This window comes from Hydrogenophaga sp. (genome assembly GCF_051858985.1).
Taxonomy (GTDB): domain Bacteria; phylum Pseudomonadota; class Gammaproteobacteria; order Burkholderiales; family Burkholderiaceae_C; genus Hydrogenophaga.
The window spans coordinates 31,826-52,750 of the sequence record NZ_JBHYGM010000001.1; the positions used below are offsets into that span (position 1 = coordinate 31,826).

General features: G+C 66.3%; 20 protein-coding genes. 16 read left to right on the plus strand and 4 right to left on the minus strand.

Translation table 11 applies throughout. The features are described from left to right. Window position 1: 1 nt before the first annotated feature. The 9 genes from ACTIEY_RS00175 to ACTIEY_RS00215 all read left to right on the plus strand — a co-directional run bounded on the left by ACTIEY_RS00175 (window position 2) and on the right by ACTIEY_RS00215 (window position 10,117). Window positions 2-766, plus strand: coding sequence for an SDR family NAD(P)-dependent oxidoreductase (locus tag ACTIEY_RS00175; protein WP_439517125.1), 765 nt, complete (start codon window positions 2-4; stop codon window positions 764-766). Beyond that, on the plus strand, window positions 763-1,182 hold the full coding sequence (locus tag ACTIEY_RS00180) for an acyl-CoA thioesterase (protein WP_439517126.1): 420 nt from the start codon (window positions 763-765) through the stop codon (window positions 1,180-1,182). Before ACTIEY_RS00175 ends, ACTIEY_RS00180 begins: the two co-directional genes overlap by 4 nt. Before the next feature lie 55 nt (window positions 1,183-1,237). Continuing rightward, on the plus strand, window positions 1,238-2,371 hold the full coding sequence (locus tag ACTIEY_RS00185; RefSeq protein WP_439517127.1) for an ABC transporter substrate-binding protein: 1,134 nt from the start codon (window positions 1,238-1,240) through the stop codon (window positions 2,369-2,371). Between the two features lie 174 nt (window positions 2,372-2,545). Beyond that, window positions 2,546-3,586, plus strand: coding sequence for a branched-chain amino acid ABC transporter permease (locus ACTIEY_RS00190; RefSeq protein WP_439517128.1), 1,041 nt, complete (start codon window positions 2,546-2,548; stop codon window positions 3,584-3,586). A gap of 1 nt (window position 3,587) precedes the next feature. Continuing rightward, window positions 3,588-5,357, plus strand: coding sequence for a branched-chain amino acid ABC transporter ATP-binding protein/permease (locus ACTIEY_RS00195; RefSeq protein ID WP_439517129.1), 1,770 nt, complete (start codon window positions 3,588-3,590; stop codon window positions 5,355-5,357). A gap of 1 nt (window position 5,358) precedes the next feature. Then, a complete protein-coding gene (locus tag ACTIEY_RS00200; protein ID WP_439517130.1) occupies window positions 5,359-6,093 on the plus strand; it encodes an ABC transporter ATP-binding protein in 735 nt (244 codons plus the stop codon). A gap of 30 nt (window positions 6,094-6,123) precedes the next feature. Next, window positions 6,124-7,851 carry a tannase/feruloyl esterase family alpha/beta hydrolase gene (locus ACTIEY_RS00205; RefSeq protein WP_439517131.1) on the plus strand — a complete coding sequence of 576 codons (1,728 nt, stop codon included), beginning with the start codon at window positions 6,124-6,126 and terminating at the stop codon, window positions 7,849-7,851. Continuing rightward, a complete protein-coding gene (locus ACTIEY_RS00210; RefSeq protein WP_439517132.1) occupies window positions 7,851-9,551 on the plus strand; it encodes an acyl-CoA dehydrogenase family protein in 1,701 nt (566 codons plus the stop codon). Before ACTIEY_RS00205 ends, ACTIEY_RS00210 begins: the two co-directional genes overlap by 1 nt. Window positions 9,552-9,574: 23 nt before the next feature. Next, window positions 9,575-10,117, plus strand: a complete 543-nt coding sequence (locus ACTIEY_RS00215; RefSeq protein ID WP_439517133.1) for a MarR family winged helix-turn-helix transcriptional regulator — start codon at window positions 9,575-9,577, stop codon at window positions 10,115-10,117. 10 nt (window positions 10,118-10,127) lie between these two features. Here the strand turns inward: ACTIEY_RS00215 and nhaR are convergent, their stop codons facing one another. Further along, window positions 10,128-11,048, minus strand: a complete 921-nt coding sequence (nhaR, locus tag ACTIEY_RS00220) for a transcriptional activator NhaR (protein WP_439517134.1) — start codon at window positions 11,046-11,048, stop codon at window positions 10,128-10,130. 116 nt (window positions 11,049-11,164) lie between these two features. Here nhaR and ACTIEY_RS00225 point away from each other — a divergent pair, with 116 nt between their 5' ends. The 5 genes from ACTIEY_RS00225 to dnaJ all read left to right on the plus strand — a co-directional run bounded on the left by ACTIEY_RS00225 (window position 11,165) and on the right by dnaJ (window position 16,532). Beyond that, the gene (locus ACTIEY_RS00225; RefSeq protein WP_439517135.1) at window positions 11,165-12,091 is read left to right on the plus strand and encodes a sodium-dependent bicarbonate transport family permease; all 927 of its coding nucleotides are present in this window, start codon (window positions 11,165-11,167) and stop codon (window positions 12,089-12,091) included. A gap of 130 nt (window positions 12,092-12,221) precedes the next feature. Next, entirely contained in the window at window positions 12,222-12,563 is a 342-nt protein-coding gene (locus ACTIEY_RS00230) for a winged helix-turn-helix transcriptional regulator (protein WP_439517136.1), read from the plus strand. 175 nt (window positions 12,564-12,738) lie between these two features. Next, entirely contained in the window at window positions 12,739-13,299 is a 561-nt protein-coding gene (gene grpE, locus ACTIEY_RS00235) for a nucleotide exchange factor GrpE (protein WP_439517137.1), read from the plus strand. 89 nt (window positions 13,300-13,388) lie between these two features. Beyond that, the gene (gene dnaK, locus ACTIEY_RS00240) at window positions 13,389-15,320 is read left to right on the plus strand and encodes a molecular chaperone DnaK (protein WP_439517138.1); all 1,932 of its coding nucleotides are present in this window, start codon (window positions 13,389-13,391) and stop codon (window positions 15,318-15,320) included. An 81-nt stretch (window positions 15,321-15,401) separates the two neighbouring features. Then, on the plus strand, window positions 15,402-16,532 hold the full coding sequence (gene dnaJ, locus ACTIEY_RS00245) for a molecular chaperone DnaJ (protein WP_439517139.1): 1,131 nt from the start codon (window positions 15,402-15,404) through the stop codon (window positions 16,530-16,532). A 36-nt stretch (window positions 16,533-16,568) separates the two neighbouring features. Here dnaJ and ACTIEY_RS00250 read toward each other — a convergent pair whose 3' ends face one another. From ACTIEY_RS00250 to ACTIEY_RS00260, 3 genes are all read right to left on the minus strand, one after another. Continuing rightward, complete coding sequence (locus tag ACTIEY_RS00250; protein WP_439517140.1) at window positions 16,569-17,609, minus strand: endonuclease/exonuclease/phosphatase family protein; 1,041 nt, start codon at window positions 17,607-17,609, stop codon at window positions 16,569-16,571. An 84-nt stretch (window positions 17,610-17,693) separates the two neighbouring features. Then, window positions 17,694-18,098 (minus strand): hypothetical protein, encoded by a 405-nt coding sequence (locus ACTIEY_RS00255; protein ID WP_439517141.1) that lies wholly within the window; start codon window positions 18,096-18,098, stop codon window positions 17,694-17,696. A 24-nt stretch (window positions 18,099-18,122) separates the two neighbouring features. Further along, window positions 18,123-18,410, minus strand: coding sequence for a hypothetical protein (locus tag ACTIEY_RS00260; protein WP_439517142.1), 288 nt, complete (start codon window positions 18,408-18,410; stop codon window positions 18,123-18,125). A gap of 112 nt (window positions 18,411-18,522) precedes the next feature. Between ACTIEY_RS00260 and ACTIEY_RS00265 the strand changes: the two genes are divergently transcribed. Together ACTIEY_RS00265 and ACTIEY_RS00270 are read left to right on the plus strand one after the other, a co-directional pair. Beyond that, window positions 18,523-19,515 carry a ZIP family metal transporter gene (locus tag ACTIEY_RS00265; protein WP_439517143.1) on the plus strand — a complete coding sequence of 331 codons (993 nt, stop codon included), beginning with the start codon at window positions 18,523-18,525 and terminating at the stop codon, window positions 19,513-19,515. Between the two features lie 30 nt (window positions 19,516-19,545). Continuing rightward, window positions 19,546-20,910: an MBL fold metallo-hydrolase gene (locus ACTIEY_RS00270; RefSeq protein ID WP_439517144.1), complete on the plus strand. Its 1,365-nt coding sequence runs from the start codon at window positions 19,546-19,548 to the stop codon at window positions 20,908-20,910. Window positions 20,911-20,925 lie beyond the last annotated feature (15 nt).

A 20,925-nucleotide genomic window follows, 5' to 3' on the forward strand; every position in this document is an offset into this window, starting at 1 on the left:
CATGAACATTCAAGGACATGCCGCCCTCGTCACCGGCGGCGGCTCCGGCCTCGGCGAAGCCACCGCGCGCGAACTCGCCCGCCTGGGCGCGAAGGTCGCGGTGCTCGACATCCACCTCGAGAACGCGAAGCGCGTGGCCGCCGACATCGGCGGCGCAGCCTTCGCCTGCGACATCACGAACACCGAAAGCCTGCAGGCCGCCATCGATGGAGCCGCCGCCGCGCACGGCCCGGCCCGGATCCTGATGAACATTGCCGGCATCGGCAGCGCGAAGCGCGTGGTGGCCAAGGACGGCAGCCCCGCACCGCTGGAAGACTTTGCGAAAGTCATCCACATCAACCTGATCGGCACCTACAACGCCAGCCGCCTGTTCGCTGCGGCCTGCGCCAGGCTGGACCCCCTGGAAGATGGCGAACGCGGCGTGATGATCTTCACCGCCAGCGTGGCAGCGTTCGACGGCCAGGTGGGCCAGCAGGCCTACAGCGCCTCCAAGGGCGGCCTGGTGGGCATGACGCTGCCCATGGCGCGCGATCTTGCCCAGCACGGCATTCGCGTCTGCACCATCGCGCCGGGCCTGTTCAGCACGCCGCTGATGAAGCAGCTTCCCGAGCCGGTGCAGGCATCGCTCGCGGCCAGCATTCCGTTTCCGCCGCGGTTGGGCAAGCCGGAGGAGTTTGCGCAACTGGCGGCCCACATCGTCACCAACACGCACCTGAACGGCGAAGTGATCCGCCTGGACGGCGCACTGCGGATGGCACCGCGATGACCAAGTCCGTGATCTACGAGGTGGAGGTCATGTTCGGCGACTGCGATCCCGCCGGCATCGTCTTCTTCCCCAATTTCTCGAAATGGATGGATGCCTCCTCGCTCAACTTCTTCGTGAAGTGCGGCGTGCCCCCTTGGCGCGAATTGAAGAAGACGCGAGGCATCGTCGGCACCCCGCTGCTGGAGATCCACACCAAGTTCATGCGCCCCGCCACGTATGGTGAACGCCTGCAGATCCACACCAGCGTGACCGAGTGGCGCGAGAAGGTATTCATGCACCGGCACCTGGTCAAGCGCGGCGACGACCTGCTCTGCGAAGGCACGGAGACGCGCGCCTTCGTGATCCACCCGCCCGAGGCGCCCGAGCGCATCAAGGCCATTCCCGTGCCCGAGGACATCAAGGCCCTGTGTTCCTGACTCCCGCTTTCCCTGCCCGTTCCGTTTCTCACCACCACCCAGAAGGAGACCTTCCATGAAAATCGTCAAGACCCTCGTTGCCGCCGCCGTCACGGCGCTGGCCACCACCGCCGCGCTGGCCGACATCAACATCGGCGTGAGCCTTTCGCTCACGGGCCCCGGTTCGGGCCTGGGCATCCCCATGCAGAACCAGCTCAAGCTGTTCCCCCAGACCATCGCGGGTGAGAAGGTCAACCTGATCATCCTCGACGACGCCAGCGACCCGGGCAAGGGCGCGGCCAATGCCCGCCGTTTCGTGACCGAAGACAAGGTCGACGTCATCATCGGTTCGTGCCTCACGCCCGTGGCCGCTGCCATGACGCCGGTGGCCACCGAAGCCAAGACGGTGCAACTGGCCGCATCGCCGGTGGGCGTGCCGCCCGGCGCAGACCACTGGATGTTCCGGCTGCCGCAGGGCAACGACGTGATGGCGCACGCCATGGTCGAGCACATGAAGAAGCAGAACATCAAGACCATTGGCTTCCTTGGCTACACCGACGCATACGGCGAGTTGTGGCTCAAGGCGATCACGCCGCTGGCCGAGAAGGCGGGCATGAAAGTGGTGGCGGTGGAGCGCTTCGCACGGGCCGACACCAGCGTCACGCCGCAGGCTCTCAAGCTGACCTCGGCCAACCCCGATGCCATCCTGGTGGTGGCGTCCGGTTCTGGCGCCGCGATGCCGCACAAGGGCATCGTGGAGCGCGGCTACAAGGGCAAGATCTACCAGACGCATGCCGCTGCCACGCCCGACCTGGTGCGCATCGGTGGCAAGGACGTGGAGGGTTCCTTCGTCGTCTCCGGCCCGGCCGTCATCGCCGAGCAGCTGCCTGAAGCCCATCCGTCGAAGAAGCTGGCGGTGGATTTCGTCACCAACTACGAGAAGGCCATGGGCCCCGGCACGCGCAACCAGTTCGCTGGCCACAGCTACGACGCCGCCATCGCCCTGAACAAGGCGGTTCCCATCGCCCTCAAGAGCGGCAAGCCCGGCACGCCCGAGTTCCGCGCCGGCCTGCGCGACGCTTTCGAGACCATGGGTCGCACCGTGTTCTCGCACGGCGTGATGAACTGGACCAAGGACGACCACTGGGGCTACACCAATGAAACCGGTGTGATGCTCAAGGTGGTTGACGGCAAATTCAAGGTGGAGTGAGTCGGAGCACCCCCCTGCGCCGCTGACGCGGCTTCCCCCCTCTCTGGCGCGCCTTCGGCGCTGGGAGGGGGGACGGCACCTTGGGCCGGCGGAGCCGGACCCTCGGTGCCTCTGGTGGTGGCGTGCCTGCAGTTCTGGTCTTTGTTGAGCGCTTTCTCTTCTCATGGGCTTTTTATGGATTTCTCCATTGCCAGCATTCTTTTGCTGGACGGCTTGACCAACGGCGCGGTGTACGCGCTGCTGGGGCTGGCCATCGTCCTGGTGTTCACGGTCACCCGGATCATCTTCATTCCCCAGGGCGAGTTCGTCGCGTACGGCGCGCTGACCCTGGCCATCTTCCAGACCGGCAAGGTGCCCGGCACCGTGTGGTTGCTGTTGCTGCTGGCCGGCGTGGCTGCGTTGATGGAGCTGGGCGAGCGCTGGCGCCATCAGCGATCGGCCCTGGCTGCGCTCAAGGCCGCAGGCCGCACGCTGGTGCTGCCGGTGCTGGTGTCGGGCGTGGCCATCTGGGCGGCGCCGCAACAGTTCGCGCTGTGGGTTCAGGCCGTACTCAGCGTGGCCGTGGTCACGGTTTACGGGCCTCTGGTCTACCGCGTGGCCTACCAGTCGCTGGAGAGCGCGACGCCGCTGGTGCTGCTGATCGTCTCGGTGGGCGTGCACTTCGCCATGACGGGCCTGGGCCTGCTGTTCTTCGGGGCCGAAGGCTTCCGCAACCCGGCCTTCTGGGGTGAACGCTTCACCATCGGCCCGGTCATGCTCTCGGGCCAGGCCATCATCACCTTTGCCGCCACGGTGGCGCTCATCGTCATGCTCTGGCTGTACTTCGAGCGTTCGCTGCGCGGCAAGGCGCTGCGCGCCATCGCGGTGAACCGCACCGGCGCTCGTCTCATGGGCATCTCGTCGCAGGCGTCGGGCCAGCTCACCATGACCATGGCGGCCTTCATCGGTGCGCTCTCCGGCCTGCTGATCGGGCCGACCACCACCGTGTTCTACGACTCCGGTTTCCTGATCGGCCTCAAGGGTTTCGTGGCCGCCGTGGCCGCTGGCCTGGCCAGCTATCCCGGTGCGCTCATCGCCGCACTGGGCGTGGGCGTGATCGAAGCCTTTGGGTCCTTCTGGGCCAGCGCCTTCAAGGAAGTCATCGTGTTCACCCTGATCCTCCCCGTGCTTCTCTTCCGTTCGCTGCGAAGCAAGCATTCCGACGAGGACCACTGACATGCCGAAACCGCAAAACCTCGGCCTGCTGATGCTGGCCTTCGCGATCCCGCTGATCGCCGTTCTGCCGCTGCCCGACTTCTGGATCACACAGCTCAACTACATCGGCATGTACAGCATGACCGTGCTGGGCCTGATCCTGCTCACCGGCGTGGGTGGCCTCACCTCATTCGGACAGGCGGCCTTCGTCGGCATCGGCGCCTACGCCACGGCGTGGCTCACCCTCAACCTCGGCATGTCGCCGTGGCTCACGCTCTTCATCGGCATGGGGCTCACCGCCGGCAGCGCGCTGCTGGTCGGGTTGATCACGCTGCGCATGTCGGGCCACTACCTGCCGCTGGCCACCATCGCCTGGGGCCTGTCGCTCTACTACCTCATGGGCAATCTCGATGCGCTGGGCAAGTACGACGGCCTGCTGGGCATCAAGAGCCTGTCCATCGGCGAATACGACATCGGCCAGGGCCGAGCCTTTTTCGTGCTCACCTGGGTGATCCTGCTGGCCTTCGTGGCCGCGATGCTGCACCTGCTCGACTCGCGCGCTGGCCGTGCGATCCGCTCGCTCAAGAGCGGTTCGCAGATGGCCGAGGCCATGGGCATCAGCACGTTCCGCTACAAGGTCACGATCTTTGTGCTCGCCGCGGTGTTCGCGTCCGTCGCAGGCTGGTTGCTCGCCCACTTCCAGCGCACGGTGAACCCCTCGGCTTTCGGTCTGAAGATGGGCATCGAGTACCTGTTCATGGCGGTGATCGGTGGCGTGGGCCACGTCTGGGGCGCCATCGTGGGCGCGGGCCTCATCCGCGTGCTGGAAGACCAGCTGCAGGTGCTGCTCCCCAGGCTGATCGGCACCAGCGGAAGCTATGAGGTGATCGTCTTCGGCATCGCGCTGGTGGTGGTGCTCAAGTACCTGCCCGATGGCCTGTGGTCGCTCGTGGGACGCCACATGCCCAAGCCGCCGCGCAAGGTGGACTGGCAAGGCGCTGCCGCCCTGCCCGCGCGCGTCAGGCCCGCCGCCGGAGAACTGGTGCTGGACGTGCAGAAGGCGCGCATGCAGTTCGGCGGGCTGGTTGCGGTGAACGACATCAGCTTCCAGATCCACTCGGGCCAGATCGTCGGCCTGATCGGACCCAACGGCGCGGGCAAGTCCACCACCTTCAACCTCATCACCGGCGTCCTGCCGGCCACCAGTGGGCAGGTGCTGTTCCAGGGTGGCAACGTGATCGGCAAGCCCTCGAGGGAAATCGCGCAGATGGGCATGGCGCGCACCTTCCAGCACGTGAAGATGATTCCGGACATGACGGTGCTGGAGAACGTGGCGCTGGGCGCGCACACGCGCGGCTCCAAGGGCGTGTTGCCGGCCATGGTGCGTGCCAACCGCGCGGAAGAGAAACAGCTGTTCCGCGAAGCGCAGCGACAGCTCGAACGCATCGGCATGGGCGAGTACCTGCACGAGCAGGCGGGCAACCTCGCCATGGGACCGCAGCGCCTCATGGAGATCGCGCGTGCGCTCAGCGCAGACCCGACCCTGCTGCTGCTTGATGAACCTGCCGCCGGCCTGCGCTACCAGGAGAAGCAGGCTCTGGTGGCTGTGCTGCGCCAGCTCAAGAGCGAAGGCATGAGCATCCTGCTGGTGGAACACGACATGGACCTGGTCATGCAGATCTGCGACCACCTGGTGGTGATGGAGTTCGGCACGCTGCTCACGCAGGGACCTCCCGCGCAGGTGCAGCAAGACCCGAAGGTGCGTGCGGCCTACCTCGGCACGGAGCATTGAAATGACCACACCGATTCTCCAAGTCAAGGGCCTGCGCGCCGGTTACGGTCGTGCCGAGGTGCTGCACGGCATCGACATCGAGGCCCTGCCCGGCGGCGTGATCACCGTGATCGGCCCCAATGGCGCCGGCAAGTCGACCATGCTCAACACGCTCATGGGCATCCTGCCTGGCCAGGGCAGCATCGAATTCCGCGGCCAGGACATCACCACGCTCACGCTCGAAGAGCGCGTGATGAACGGCATGGCGCTGGTGCCCGAAAAACGCGAACTCTTCGGCACCATGGCGGTGGAAGACAACCTGCTGCTGGGCGGTTTCCGCCAGATGCGCCTGGGCAATGCGAAGTGGCGCAGCAAGCTCGACGATGTGTACGCCATCTTCCCGCGCCTGCAGGAACGCCGCACCCAGCTGGCCGGCACGCTGTCCGGCGGTGAGCGACAGATGCTGGCTGTGGGCCGCGCGCTCATGTCCAGCCCCGATCTGCTCATGCTCGACGAGCCCAGCCTGGGTCTCGCACCGCTGATCGTCAAAGAGATCTTTGCCATCATCGAACGGCTGCGCCAGACCGGCGTGACGATCGTGCTGGTGGAGCAGAACGCCCGCGCTGCGCTGCAGGTGGCCGACCACGGCTACGTGCTGGAAATGGGCGAACTGAGTGCCCAGGGTCCGGCGAGTGAACTCGCCAGCGACCCGCGCGTGATCGAGACCTACCTGGGCACGGCCCGACAGAGTGCCTGATTTTCCGCAACGCCCCTGAGGAGACACACCATGAGAAAAACCGCAACCGTCGCCCGCCTGGCCTGGCCTGCTGCATTGGGCCTCGCGCTGGTGGCCTGCAGCACCACGACCGTGGCGCCACCGCCCGCTCCGCTCAAGCCGGCGGTGGGCGCCAGCCTCAACCAGTGCGACGCGCTTTTGAGCCAGTTCCGGTTCGACCAGACGGTCATCGATTCGGCCGTCAACGTGGCCGCCGGCGGCCTCATGCTGGCCGGCCAGCCCGTGGCGGCGCACTGCCTGGTCAAAGGCCAGATGCACCAACGCAAGGGCAGCGACGGCCGCGACTACGCGATCGGTTTCGAGATGCGCCTGCCGCAGGCCTGGAACGGCCGCTTCTACTACCAGGGCAACGGCGGGCTCGACGGGGCGGTGCGACCCGCCGAGGGCGCTCTGGGTGGCGGTCCGATCACGGGCGCACTGGCGCAGGGTTTTGCCGTGATCAGTTCGGATGCGGGCCACACCGGCGCTCAGACCACCGTCTTCGGCCTCGAGCCCCAGGCGCGGCTGGACTACGGTTACCAGGCTGTGGCCAGGCTCACGCCCATGGCCAAGGCCCTGATCGCCCGCGCCTACGGCAAGGCCCCGGATCGCTCCTACATCGGCGGATGCTCCAACGGCGGGCGCCATGCCATCGTGGCGGCTTCGCGGCTGGGTGAGCAGTACGACGGTTACCTCATCGGCGCGCCCGGCTACCGCCTGCCCAACGCGGCGCTGGCGCAACTGTGGGGCGCGCAGCGCTGGCTGCCGCAGGCCACGCCCGGAGCCACGGTGAAGCACCCGTTGAACCCGAACGCGAACATCCCCGACCTGGGCAGCGCGCTCACCGCGCCGGAACGCCAGACCGTGGCGCGTGCGATCCTGGAGCGATGCGACGCACTGGACGGCCTGAAGGACGGCCTGGTGCAGGCCACCCAGGCCTGCCAGAGCGCGTTCAATGTGTTGCGCGATGTGCCCACCTGCGTGGGTGCGCGCGACGGCAACTGCCTGACCGCACCGCAGAAAGCCACACTGGCCGAAGTACAGGCCGGCGGCAAGGTCGACAGCGGGCAATCGATCTACAGCGCCTTCCCCTACGACCCCGGCATCGCGGGCAGCAACTGGGCCACCTGGAAATTCGTCAACGCCGTGGCGCTGGATCCGCTGTCGGTGGGCACCATCTTCACCGCGCCGCCCGCCGCGCCGGTGAACTTCGCCAGTGCCAATCTCAATGCCCTGCTGCCCGCCATCTCGGCCACCACCGACACCTACCGCGAATCCGGCGTCTCGCTCATGGGCCCGCCCGGCCACGAAAAGCCCGACAACCTGCTCCCGCTTCGCGCACGCGGCGCGAAGATGGTGCTCTACCACGGCGTGAGCGACGCGATCTTCTCGGCAGAAGACACGCGGCAATGGGTCGAACGCGTCGACCGTTCGCAGGGAGGCAAGGGCAACGACTTCGCGCGCTACTTCCCCGTGCCCGGCATGAACCATTGCAGCGGCGGCCCGGCCACCGACCAGTTCGACCTGCTCGGCCCGCTGGTGAAATGGGTGGAGCAAGGTGTGGCGCCGCAAGCCGTGACCGCCAGCGCCCGCGGCGCCGGCAACGCCGGTGGCGTGAACGCCGAGCTGCCCGCCGACTGGGCACCCAACCGCACGCGCCCGCTCTGCGCCTACCCGAGCGTGGCGCACTACAACGGCACCGGCCCGGTGGAGAGTGCGGCCAGCTTCACCTGCCGCTGATGAACGCCTACCAGCCTCGGCCCGAGAGCCACGCCTTCATCCTCATGGAGGTGCTGCGCGCGCCCGAGGTGCTGGCCGAACTGCCCGCGCTGGCCGAACACGCCGAGCCCGCCCTGCTCACCCAGGTGATCGAGGAAGCCGGCAGATTCGTGGGCGAGGTGCTCTCGCCCCTGAACCGCGCGGGCGACGAAGTAGGCGCGCAATGGAAGGCCGGCTCGGTCACCATGCCACCGGGTTTCCGTGATGCCTACCAGGCGTTCTGGCGAGCCGGCTGGCCTTCACTGGCCTGCGCCACCGAAGACGGTGGCCAGGGCCTGCCCACCGCGCTGGAAGCGGTGCTGCACGAGATGTTGAACGCGGCCAACCACGGCTGGACCATGGCGCCCGGCCTGCTGCACGGCGCGTACGAGTGCCTCAAGCACCACGCCTCCGATGAGATCAAGGCGCGCTACCTGGAAAAGCTCGCCACCGGCGAGTGGCTGGCCACCATGTGCCTGACCGAGCCTCACGCCGGCAGTGACCTCGGCCTGGTCCGCACCCGGGCCACGCCGTTGCCCGACGGCCGATTCGCACTCAGCGGCACCAAGATCTTCATCTCCGGCGGTGAGCACGACCTGTCCGACAACATCGTGCACCTGGTGCTGGCACGCCTGCCCGATGCGCCGCCGGGCCCCAGGGGCCTTTCGCTGTTCGTCGTGCCCAAGTTCGACGAATCGGGTCATCGCAGTGCCGTCCATTGCGAGCGCATCGAAGACAAGATGGGCATCCACGCCAGCCCCACCTGCGTGCTGCGCTTCGACGAGGCCACCGCCTCGCTGGTGGGTGAGCCCGGCAAGGGCCTGAATGCGATGTTCGTGATGATGAACGCGGCGCGGCTGCTGGTCGGCCTGCAGGGCATTGGCCTGCTCGATGCCGCGTGGCAGAAAGCCAGCGCCTACGCGCAGGAGCGACGACAGATGCGCGCACCCGGCAGCGCGAGCCGGGCGGGTGAAGCCGATGCGATTGCACTGCACCCGGCCATGCAACGCATCCTGCTGACCCAGCGCGCCTGGATCGACACCGGCCGCGTGCTGGCCTACCGCACGGCCCTCGAACTCGACATCCAGAAACACCACCCCGATGCCGCGCGCCGCGAAGCCGCTGCGCGCTGGTGCAGCCTGGTCACCCCGGTGCTCAAGTCCGCCTGGACCGAACAGGCCTTCATCGGCGCCAGCGCCTGCCTGCAGGTGTTCGGCGGCCACGGCTATGTGCGCGAATGGGGCATCGAGCAGCACGTGCGGGACGCGCGCGTGGCCATGATCTACGAGGGCACCAACGAGATCCAGGCGATCGACCTGCTGATCCGCAAGACCCTGCCCGATGGCGCCGCGGCCCTTCAAACGCTGCTGGCCGAGCTGCAGGCCGATCTGACGGCGATGCCAGAGGCCCTGGCTGCACATGATGCGGTGCAGGGGTTCAGCGATTTCGTTCGTTCGCAAGTCCTGCCGATGGTCACCGCTGCCGACGCGCCGGCGGATCGCGCCCACTGGCTCGCCGACGATTTCCTGCGCGCATTTGCACTGGTGCTCATGGCCTGGGCCAGTGCACGCCTGGCTGCCACGCCCGGCGCGGGCGATGCCCCCGCTGCCTTCTGGCGGTTCGTCTGGCCCGAGTTCGACCTGCGCCTGCGCCTGATGCGAAGCACGCTGGGCGCTCCCTGATTTCGCCCAGCTATCCTCGAACCATGCCCGAGACCTCCATTGCCAATGCCCTGCGCCGTCCCCGCGGCCCGCGCAGGAAATCCGTCGCCGAGGCCGAACGCGCGCTGGGCCATGACACGGTGGGCGCGACCGAGCCCAACGAGATCGACACCAGCTACCTCGAGTCCCTGCTGGGCTACAACGCCCGGCGCACCGCGCTGGCGGTGATCGCCGTGTTCCTGCGCCGCATGGAGCCCTACGGCATGCGGCCGGTGGATTTCTCGGTGCTGTCGGTCGTGGCCCACAACCCGGGCGTGACCTCGCGCCAGATCTGCGCCGCGCTCGACATCCTGCCGCCCAACCTGGTGGGCATGGTCAAGAGCCTGCACAAGCGTGGCCTGATCGTTCGCAGGCCTCACCCCACAGACCGCCGCGCTCAGGGCCTGCACCTGTCCGCCGCAGGCCAGCGGCTCTACCGCGACGCGCAATCCACCGCCAGCCAGCTGGAACAGGAAGTTGCCGGTCGTCTCTCGGCTGTCGAGTTGCAGACGCTCATCGAGCTGCTGCGCAAGGTCTACCGGCGCTGAACGCTGCGCGCTAGCGTTTCGGAAACAGCTCACGACGCGCGGCATCGGTGATGGCCGCCACCGCGGGGTTGGAAATTCGGCGCTCGATCGAGATGGCATAGAACTCCTCCATGAGGTCGTCTGCGGCGCCGAGTTGCACCACCTGGTACTGCGCTTCAATCTCATGGGCCAGGATGGCCGGGCCGGCGAACACACCGAAGCCCTGACGGCCAAACGCCTTCGTCAAGGCGCCATCGTCGAACTCAGCGACCACGCTGGGCGACACATCTTCGTCCTTCAGCCATGCCTCCAGGCGGGGGCGAAGCACGGAATCGAAACTCGGCATGAGCCAGGGCAGCCCGGAAATGCTGCGCGGAAACCGGGAACGGGCCTGCCGCAGCGTGAGCCCTTCGCGCTTGAGCAGGTGAGGCGACGCAAAGAAGCACACACCCGTCCGGCCCAGCAGATGGGTGAACGCCTTCACGCTCAGCCCGGCAGGAAGCGGCACATCGGAGACGATCAGGTCGAGCCGATGCACAGCCAGTTCAGCCAGCAGGGGCGTGAGCTTGCCCTCGACGCAGATCAGGCGGCTGCGCTCGCCTGTCTCCAAGGCCGGCTCCAGCACATGGCAGGCGATGGACTTGGGAACCGAATTCACCACGCCGACGCGAAAGCTGCCTTGCCCGAACCCCTCCTGCCCCGCCTGCAAGGCCTCCTGCATGGCGGCCCCCATAGAAAAGATGTCGTCCGCGAACCTGTGCACCATGCGGCCTGCGTCGGTGGGTTCCAGGCCTCGCCCGGCCTTGCGCAGCAAGGGCTTGCCCAGGCGCTCCTCCAGCTGCTTGATCTGCCCGCTCAGGGTCTGGGGTGTCAGGTGCAACTGGGCGCTGGCGCGGGCGATGCTCCCCGTGCGCATCACGGTCCAGAAGTAGTGGAGGTGCTTGTAATTCATGTGAATGCATCGGTTTATTCGATGTGTTGGAGCGTAGATCCGAATTTTTCTCGAATCAACAGCTGACTACAGTGGTGCCCTGCATCAGGGAATCTGAGTCAAGGGAAATCATGTCCGTGGATGTTGTCGTTCTGTTCTTCGGACTCGGCCTGGCCGCCCGCCTGGCGGGCAGTGAACTCAAGGTTCCGCAGGCGTTGTACGAAACGCTGTCGATCTATCTGCTGCTCGCCATCGGGCTCAAGGGCGGCGTGGAGATCAGCCGCCAGCCGCTTCAGGAATTGCTGCCACAGGTGCTTGCCTGCCTCGGATTCAGCCTGGCCGTACCGTTCGCGGCGGTTCCGCTGCTGCGCCGCCTGGGCTTTTCGGGGGTGGACAGCGCCAGCCTGGCGGCGCACTACGGCTCGGTCAGCGTCGTCACCTTCGCAGTGGCCACCAGCCACCTGCAACAGAAGGGCGTCGGCTACGAGAGCCATGCAGCGCTCTGGGTGGCCTTGATGGAGGCGCCGGCCTTGCTGTCGGCCATCTTCCTGGCGCGCCGCGGTGGCGCGGGCCCTGTCGACTGGCGCCATCTGTCTCGGGATGTGCTGGCGGGCCCGTCGGTGATGCTGCTCGCCGGCGGGCTGGCCATCGGCGCTGTCATGGGGGAAGCCGGTACCGCCCCACTCAAGGCGGTGTTCGTCGACCCCTTCAAGGGCGTCCTCGCCTTGTTCATGCTGGAACTTGGTCTGGTGCTGGGGGAGCGCCTGGCGGAGGTGCGCCGTTTTGGCGTGCGCCTGCTGGTACTGGGTACCGTTCTGCCCCTGTTGCTGGCGGTCGCGGGTGCAGTGATGGGAAAGCTCCTGGGCCTGAGCGTGGGCGGGGTGGCGCTCATGGCCACGCTGGCGGCGAGTGCCAGCTACATCGCAGCGCCCACCGCCATGCGCATTGGCCTGCCCGAGGCGAATGCGGGGCTCTCCATCGCGGCAGCCCTGGGGGTCACTTTTCCCTTCAACATCCTGCTCGGCATTCCCCTGTATCTGTGGCTCGCAGGGCTGCTGGCCTGATGGCAATCCGGGTAAATCCGGATCATTGATCTTTAAGCCACATTGCTGCAGTGCACGCAGCTAGCAAACTGGTAGCACGCGGTTTTCCTGCCTATAGTGGAATGCTCCCTTCGAGCCGCACGGAGCCCCCATGACCGTCAAGGACAACGCCGCCGTGATCCAGCTCTTCGACCTGCTGGAATCGCGTTACGCCATGCGCGTGATCTGGGCCCTGAGCGACGGCCACCCGCAGACCTTCCGGCTCCTGCAGGACAGCGTGGGTGGCGTCACGCCCAACACGCTCAATACCCGACTGAAAGAGCTGCGGGCGGCCCGCCTGGTGGACCACGCCGGCAGCGGCTACCGGCTCACGTCCCAGGGCGCCGACCTCGCCCGACGCCTGCAGGAAGTGCAGCAGTTCGCGGGCAAGTGGTCGCAGCACCAGGCGCGGGTGGCGGCTTCCACCGCTCACCTGCATTCGCTCGGGACTTAAAATCACGCCCCTGGGGTGGTTTCCACCCCGGCACGGACACACCGCGGCCCAGCGCGCCGGTCGCCTGTCCAACCGGTGGCAAAACGGCCACCCACTCCCTTGAATCCGGGTCGCGAGCCCCCAACTGTCGTCCACGGCCTCTTTGGCCCCGAGTTTTCACGCACTTCAGAGATCCATGAGCCAGACCCCCAACCCACCCGCACAGCCCGACCCGAATGCACCCGTGAGCCCTGAAGAGGCGCTGGCTGCCGAGGCCGCCGATGAGGCCGATGCCCAGGCCGCCCTGACCCAGGAGCTCTCCACGCTCAAGGCCCAGAACGCCGATCTGGCTGACCAGTTCCTGCGCGCCAAGGCCGAGGCCGAGAATGCCCGTCGCCGCGCCGAGGAAGAAGTCGCCAAGGCACGCAAGTTCGCGGTGGAAAGCTTTGCCGACAGCCTGCTGGCCGTGGCCGACAGCCTGGAGGCCGGCCTGGCGATTGCCGACGCCACGCGCGACCAGCTGCGCGAGGGCACCGAAGCCACGCTCAAGCAGCTCAAGAGCGCGCTGGAACGCCACAAGGTGCTGGAGATCAACCCCGCCGTGGCCGCAAAGTTCGACCCGCACCAGCACCAGGCCATCAGCATGGTGCCGGCCGACCAGGAGGCCAACACCGTGGTCACCGTGCTGCAGAAGGGTTACCTCATTGCCGACCGCGTGCTCCGCCCGGCCCTCGTGACGGTGGCTGCACCGAAATGATCCACAGGCGGGCTTGAAATACCCACCGGTTATCCACACCTTCCCCACATCGTTTTTCACACATTCACTTTTCCAGACGGAGTTACAACATGGGACGAATCATCGGCATTGACCTGGGCACCACCAACTCGTGCGTGGCCATCATGGAAGGCAACACCACCAAGGTGATCGAGAACGCCGAAGGCGCGCGCACCACGCCCTCGATCGTGGCCTACCAGGAAGACGGCGAAGTGCTGGTGGGTGCTTCGGCCAAGCGCCAGGCCGTGACCAACCCGCGCAACACGCTGTACGCGATCAAGCGCCTGATCGGCCGCAAGTTCACCGAGAAGGAAGTGCAGAAGGACATCAACCTGATGCCCTACTCCATCGTGGCCGCCGACAACGGCGACGCCTGGGTGGAAGTGCGCGGCAAGCAGATTTCGGCCCAGCAGGTCAGCGCGGACATCCTGCGCAAGATGAAGAAGACCGCCGAGGACTACCTGGGCGAGCCAGTGACCGAGGCCGTGATCACCGTTCCTGCCTACTTCAACGACGCCCAGCGCCAGGCCACCAAGGATGCTGGCCGCATCGCCGGCCTGGACGTGAAACGCATCATCAACGAACCCACCGCTGCCGCCCTGGCCTTTGGCCTGGACAAGCAGGAAAAGGGCGATCGCAAGATTGCCGTGTACGACCTGGGTGGCGGTACGTTCGACGTGTCCATCATCGAGATTGCCGATGTGGATGGCGAGAAGCAGTTCGAGGTGCTCTCCACCAACGGCGACACGTTCCTGGGCGGTGAAGACTTCGACCAGCGCATCATCGACCACATCATTGCCGAGTTCAAGAAGGAACAGGGCGTGGACCTGTCCAAGGACGTGCTGGCCCTGCAGCGCCTGAAGGAAGCCGCCGAGAAGGCCAAGATCGAGCTGTCCTCCTCCGCTGCGACCGACATCAACCTGCCCTACATCACGGCTGACGCTTCGGGCCCCAAGCACCTGAACATCAAGCTCACGCGCGCCAAGCTGGAAGCCCTGGTGGAGGAGCTGATCGAACGCACGATCGCGCCCTGCCGCACGGCCATCAAGGACGCCGGCATCAGCGCCTCTGACATCCACGACGTGATCCTGGTGGGCGGCATGACGCGCATGCCCAAGGTGCAGGAGAAGGTGAAGGAGTTCTTCGGCAAGGAGCCGCGCAAGGACGTGAACCCCGACGAGGCGGTGGCCGTGGGTGCTGCCATCCAGGGCCAGGTGCTCAGTGGTGACCGCAAGGACGTGTTGCTGCTGGATGTGACCCCGCTGAGCCTTGGTATCGAGACCATGGGTGGCGTCATGACCAAGATGATCCAGAAGAACACCACGATCCCGACCAAGTTCGCACAGACCTTCTCGACCGCCGAAGACAACCAGCCGGCCGTGACCATCAAGGTGTTCCAGGGCGAACGCGAGATCGCATCGGGCAACAAGTTGCTGGGCGAATTCAACCTGGAAGGCATTCCAGCCTCGCCGCGCGGCATGCCTCAGATCGAGGTGTCGTTCGACATCGACGCCAACGGCATCCTGCACGTGGGCGCCAAGGACAAGGGCACCGGCAAGGAAAACAAGATCACCATCAAGGCGAACTCGGGTCTGTCCGAGGCCGAGATCCAGCAGATGGTGAAGGACGCCGAGCTCAACGCCGCCGACGACAAGAAGAAGGTTGAACTCGTGCAGGCCCGCAACCAGGCCGAAGCCATGGTGCACAGCGTGAAGAAGAGCCTGAGCGAACATGGCGACAAGCTCGATGCGGCCGAAAAGGAAGCCATCGAGACCGCACTGAAGGACGTGGAAGAGGCCGCCAAGGGCGAGGACAAGGAAGCCATCGAAAGCAAGACCGAGGCGCTGATGTCGGCCAGCCAGAAACTGGGCGAGAAGGTGTACGCCGCCTCGCAGGCCGAGCAGGCCGCTGCCGCGGGGGCCTCTGAAGCCCAGGCGGGTGGCAGCAAGCCGGCGGACGACGATGTCGTCGATGCCGAAGTCAAGGAAGTGAAGAAGGGCTGATCGATAGCCCGCTTGCTGACTGTTCGCCGCGTCCGGGCAACCTGACGCGGCGTTCGTGTTTCAACCGAACCGCAACTGACCATGGCAAAACGCGATTTTTACGAAGTGCTGGGCGTGCCCAAGAACGCCTCGGACGAAGAAATCAAGAAGGCGTATCGCAAGCTGGCGATGAAGCACCACCCCGACCGCAACCAGGGTGATGCGGCCAAGGCCGCCGAAGAGAAGTTCAAGGAGGCCAAAGAGGCCTACGAAATGCTCTCGGACGCGCAGAAGAAGGCGGCCTATGACCAGTACGGACACGCCGGCGTGGACCCCAACATGCGCGGGCCGGGCGGCGCCGAAGGTTTCGGCGGCTTCTCCGAATCGTTCGGCGACATCTTCGGCGACATCTTCGGTGGCGCACGCGGCCAGCGCGCCGGGCGCCAGGTGTACCGCGGCGCCGACCTCTCCTACGCCATGGAGATCTCGCTCGAGGAAGCGGCAGCCGGCAAGGAAACCCAGATCCGCATTCCCTCGTGGGACGATTGCGAAACCTGCAAGGGCACTGGCGCCAAGCCCGGCACCAGCGTGAAGACCTGCACCACCTGCCATGGGCAGGGCTCGGTGCAGATGCGCCAGGGCTTCTTCAGCGTGCAGCAGACCTGCCCGCACTGCCACGGCAGCGGCAAGATCATTCCCGAGCCCTGCGCCACCTGCAGCGGCCAGGGCAAGATCAAGAAGCAGAAGACGCTGGAGATCAAGATCCCCGCCGGCATCGACGACGGCCAGCGCATCCGCAGCACCGGCAACGGCGAACCGGGCCAGAACGGGGGCCCTTCGGGTGACCTCTACATCGAAGTGCGCCTGCGCAAGCACGACATCTTCGAACGCGAAGGCGACGACCTGCATTGCCAGGTGCCCGTGAGCATGACGGTGGCCGCCCTGGGCGGCGAGATCGACGTGCCCACCCTGGCTGGCAAGGCCACCATCGACCTGCCCGAAGGCACCCAGAGCGGCAAGACCTTCCGCCTGCGCGGCAAGGGCGTCAAGGGTGTGCGAAGCAGCTACCCGGGCGACCTGTACTGCCACGTGGCGGTGGAGACCCCGATCAAGCTCACCGAGCACCAGCGAAAGCTCCTCAAGGAACTCGACGAGTCGTTCAAGAAGGGCGGCCACAAGCACAGCCCGAACGACAAGGGATGGTTCGAGAAGGCGAAGTCCTTCTTCAGTTGACGCTCGGGACGGCATCGCCGGGGCGATGCTGGTGCGTCAGGTCACCGAGTCCAGATAGGCATCGGCGTCGTCCACGCCGAACTCCACCCACATGGGCAGGTGGTCGCTCATCTGGTAGGTGCGCCAGTCCTTGAAACTGCGGCCGGGCCGGCTGGCTCGCTGTGCAGCGTAGAGCGCCTCGTCTTCAAGCCGGTAGACCTGTTCGAAGACATCGAACACGCCCGCCCTTCCCTGCGGCTTCAAAGCCTGGAGGGATCGGTAGTAAGCGATCTGGTCGTAATGCTTGCTCTTGTCGACATTCGAACCAGGGACGTTCTGCAACTCGGGCGGAACCACAAAGCCCGCGCTGGTCAACGCTTCCATGGTGACGTCGTTGCGATTGAAGATGTTGAAGTCGCCCAGGATGAGCAGGTTGTCCCGGGTGGGTTTTCCTTCTGGTGCATAGACCGGGGCGCCAGAGAACTTGGCTGCCGACTTGGCCAGCGTCTTGCCGAACGACGCGATTTCTTCCAGTCGACGCGGGTCGACCTTGACGGACTGGCCGTAGTAGATGTGAACCGTCACCAGCGTGAGATAGGCCCAGCCGACGCGAAAGCCAGCCACGTAGGGAGAGCGCGCAAATTGCACCACCCGGGGCTCGGGCTCGCGGGATTCGGGGAGCACGAGTTCCGCAGCCAGGCCGGTGAAGCTGACCTTGCGCGTGTCGAAGAGGTAAGCCAGACGTTCCGAATTGCCCGATGTGCCCAGGGTCACGTCCGTGACGATGTATTCCCACGAAGGGCCGAGCAACCTGCGCAGGCGCTGCAAGGCGTACAAGCCCTCCCGCACCTCTTGAATGGCCACCAGGTCGAACCGGCTGACCACCTCGGCGATGTAGAAGTACGCCTCGTCCGTGCGGTAGCCGTACTTGCCGGAATCGAACTCCCTCAGGTTCCAGGTGGCCAGCAGCAAGGTATCGCTGGCGGTGCGCGTGGGCACCTGCTGGGCCAGTGCGCTGCGAAGTCGCTTCAAGCCGGCGACCGTTCGCAGGCGCACTTCCTGATTCTGGATGCGCTTGAGTTCGACATAGCTGGGCATGGAAACTCCCCGACGGCGTTGAGCAACGCCAGCCCCGCATCGTTGGATTCGCCAGCCCTGCTGTCAATCCTCAAAAAGGGGAACTCAATCCCGGCAGTAGCCCTCGCCTGCCTTCACGGTCAGGCAGTCCTTCTTTTCGCTCAGCCACTTCATGCCCGTCTGTGCGCCGTCGGTGGCGCGCACCGATTCGCGCACGCCGTCGCGTTCGAACTCGAGGCGTTCACCCGCCGCAGTGCCCTTGAAGGTGCGAGGGCCGTCCAGGTTCTGGACGGTGACTTCGTACTGGCCGTTGCCACCGGCGATCTGCACAAAGGTGCCCTCCGGACCGTTCCACTTGCCGAGCCACTGGTCCGCAGCCGGGGCGGCGCTCGCGGCCGCAGGCGCCGCTGCAGGGCTGGTGCGCGGCGCTTCGGCGGTGCGCTCCTGGCAACCCATGGCGAAGAGTGAGGCCACGGCAAACAAGGTGCCAAGGAAGGGAGTTCGATTCATGGGGGTCGATCCAGATCAAATTGTTCAGCCGCTGCGTGAAAGCCGATGGAATCGACGGGCAAAAACCCCCGCCGCGATGGCAATCGACCACAAGGCGAGGGACAGCAGCAGATAGAAGAATTCGCTGCCCGCGTGGTGCACCACGATGCCATCGAAATGATGGCCTTCCTCGTTGTAGGGCATGCGGAAGCGAGCCACGGTATAGAGCGAGACCAGCAGCGCCGGAATGGCGAATGCAAAGGCCAGCAGCGCCAGCAAGAAGGCTTTGAGGGCGCCGCGCGCAGGCGGGTCCCGGCCGGGAAGAGACTTCATGCTGCATTCTCGCCCGTCCGCTTCGACCCTATCTCCGCCATTGCCAACATCGATTGGACTTGTTCGATAGTCTTTATCAAACTGAACGCCTCCTACTGCAGAGCAACTCCCTATGACCGAACTGATTCGACAACTCCGCCCCGACTGGGCGACCGTTCCGGCGATGGACCTGAAGGTTCCTGCGCACGCGTTGCGCAATGCCCTGTTGTCGCTGGGTGCCGGGCTGCTCGTGATGGCAGGACTGGCGGCCCTCAGAACGTTCTGGGCGCCCACCCGCGCGTGGTGGGATGCGGCCGGGCATGGCAGCGCCATGGCCGCCGGCGTGCAGGCTTCGCTTCTGGCGGCCGTGGCCACTGCGGTGGGTGCCTTGCCGGTGTTCCTGGTGCAACGCGTGAGCAAGCTGCAGGAGGCCGCCCTGCTGTCCTTCTCGGCGGGCGTCATGCTGGCGGCTGCTGTGTTTGCGCTCCTGTTGCCGTCGCTCGACGCCGGCCAGGCGCTCCTTGGCCACCGCACCAGCGCAGCGGCGCTGACCGGGCTCGGCCTGGCACTCGGCATGGGGCTCATGCTGGCCATCGACCGATTCACACCCCATGAGCACGCGGTGTTGCCGCCCGCAGCGCAGGGGCACGCAGCGATGCACACCGACCGCGCGGCGCAAGGCGCCAAGCTGATGGTGCTGGCCATCCTGATCCACAACGTACCGGAAGGGCTGGCCGTGGGCGCGGCTTACGCCGGTGCGCAGGATTCGGCGGGCACCCAGGCAGGCGCCTCGGTGGCACTGGCCATCGGCCTGCAGAACATGCCCGAAGGTCTCATCGTCGCCATGGCCTTGCGCACCCTGGGTCAGAGCGCGGGACGCGCATGGGGCGTGGCCGCACTCACCGGGCTGGCCGAGCCACTGGGGGCGATCCTCGGTCTCTGGGTGCTGGGCAGCGTGCCGGCGTTCTATCCCATCGGGCTGGCGCTGGCCGCCGGCGCCATGTTGTTCGTGGTGAGCCACGAAATCATTCCCGAGACGCACCGCAGCGGCTACGAAACCCTGGCCACGGCAACGCTGCTGGCGGGGTTCGTGTTCATGCTGCTCCTCGACTCGGCACTCACCTGAGGCCAGAAACCCGCGGCGTAAGATCGCCGCATGAGTGTCCACATCCGATTCCTCGGCGGCGCCGGCACCGTCACCGGTTCAAAGTACCTGGTGGAGCACGGCGGCCAATGCCTGATGGTGGACTGCGGGTTGTTCCAGGGCTACAAGCAATTGCGCCTGCGCAACCGCGACCCTCTCCCGGTGGCGCCCGGGGACATCGGCGCAGTGCTGCTCACGCACGCGCACCTCGATCACAGCGGGTACCTGCCGCTGCTGTTGAAGGACGGCTTTGACGGCCAGGTGTGGTCCACGCCGGCCACTCGGGACCTGGCCCAGATCCTGTTGCCCGACAGCGGCCACATCCAGGAAGAGGATGCGGCCTACGCCAACCGCAAGGGTTTCTCGAAGCATTCCCCGGCACTTCCGCTCTACACCGAAGACGAGGCCCGGCAGAGCCTGAAGCGATTCCGCACCGTGCCCATGCACCAGGCCTTCGAGCCGCTGCGGGGCTGGACGGCGCGCTTCTACGGCGCCGGTCACATCCTGGGCGCAGCCAGCGTGCTGCTGGAGGTGGGTGGGCGGCGCATCCTGTTCTCGGGCGACCTGGGCCGCCCGGACGACTCGATCATGCTCGCGCCCGATGCGCCCCCAGCGGCCGACGTGGTGGTGTGTGAGTCGACCTACGGTGATCGTGAACACCCTGACGAAGACCTGCTCGCCGAGCTGCGCCCTGCGCTGCAGCGCGTGGCCGCCCGCGGCGGTACGGCGGTGGTGCCGGTGTTCGCGGTGGGCCGGGCGCAGGCGCTCCTGCACGCCATTGCGCAGCTGAAGTCCACGGGCGACCTGCCAGAGGCTTTGCCCATTTACCTCGACAGCCCCATGGCCATCCACAGCACCGAGCTGTTTGCCCGCCACCTGGGCGAACACCGCCTGCGCGCGCAGCAGTGCCACGACATGGGCCATGTCGCGACGATGGTGCGCAACGCCGAAGAATCCCAGGCCATCGCCAGACGCCACGGCCCCAAGGTGATCCTGGCCGCCAGTGGAATGGCCACCGGTGGCCGTGTGCTGCACCACCTCGTGCAGCAACTGGGCGACCACCGCAACATGGTGGTCCTCACCGGCTATCAGGCGCCCGGCACGCGCGGTGCCACGCTGGCCAATGGTGGAACTCAGGTGCGCATCCACGGGCAGGACCTTCCAGTGCGCGCGGAGGTGGTGCAGCTCACTGCGGCATCGGCACACGCCGACGCCGGCCAGCTCGTGGACTGGCTGCGCTCGCTGCCCACTCCGCCGCGCCGCGTGTTCGTGACGCACGGGGACATGGAAGCCGCCGACCGCCTGCGCCACCGCATCGAAACCGAACTTCGCTGGCAGGCGCTGGTGCCCGAGCACGGAAGCACCTGGGCCGCGTGATCTCGAACATTTCCT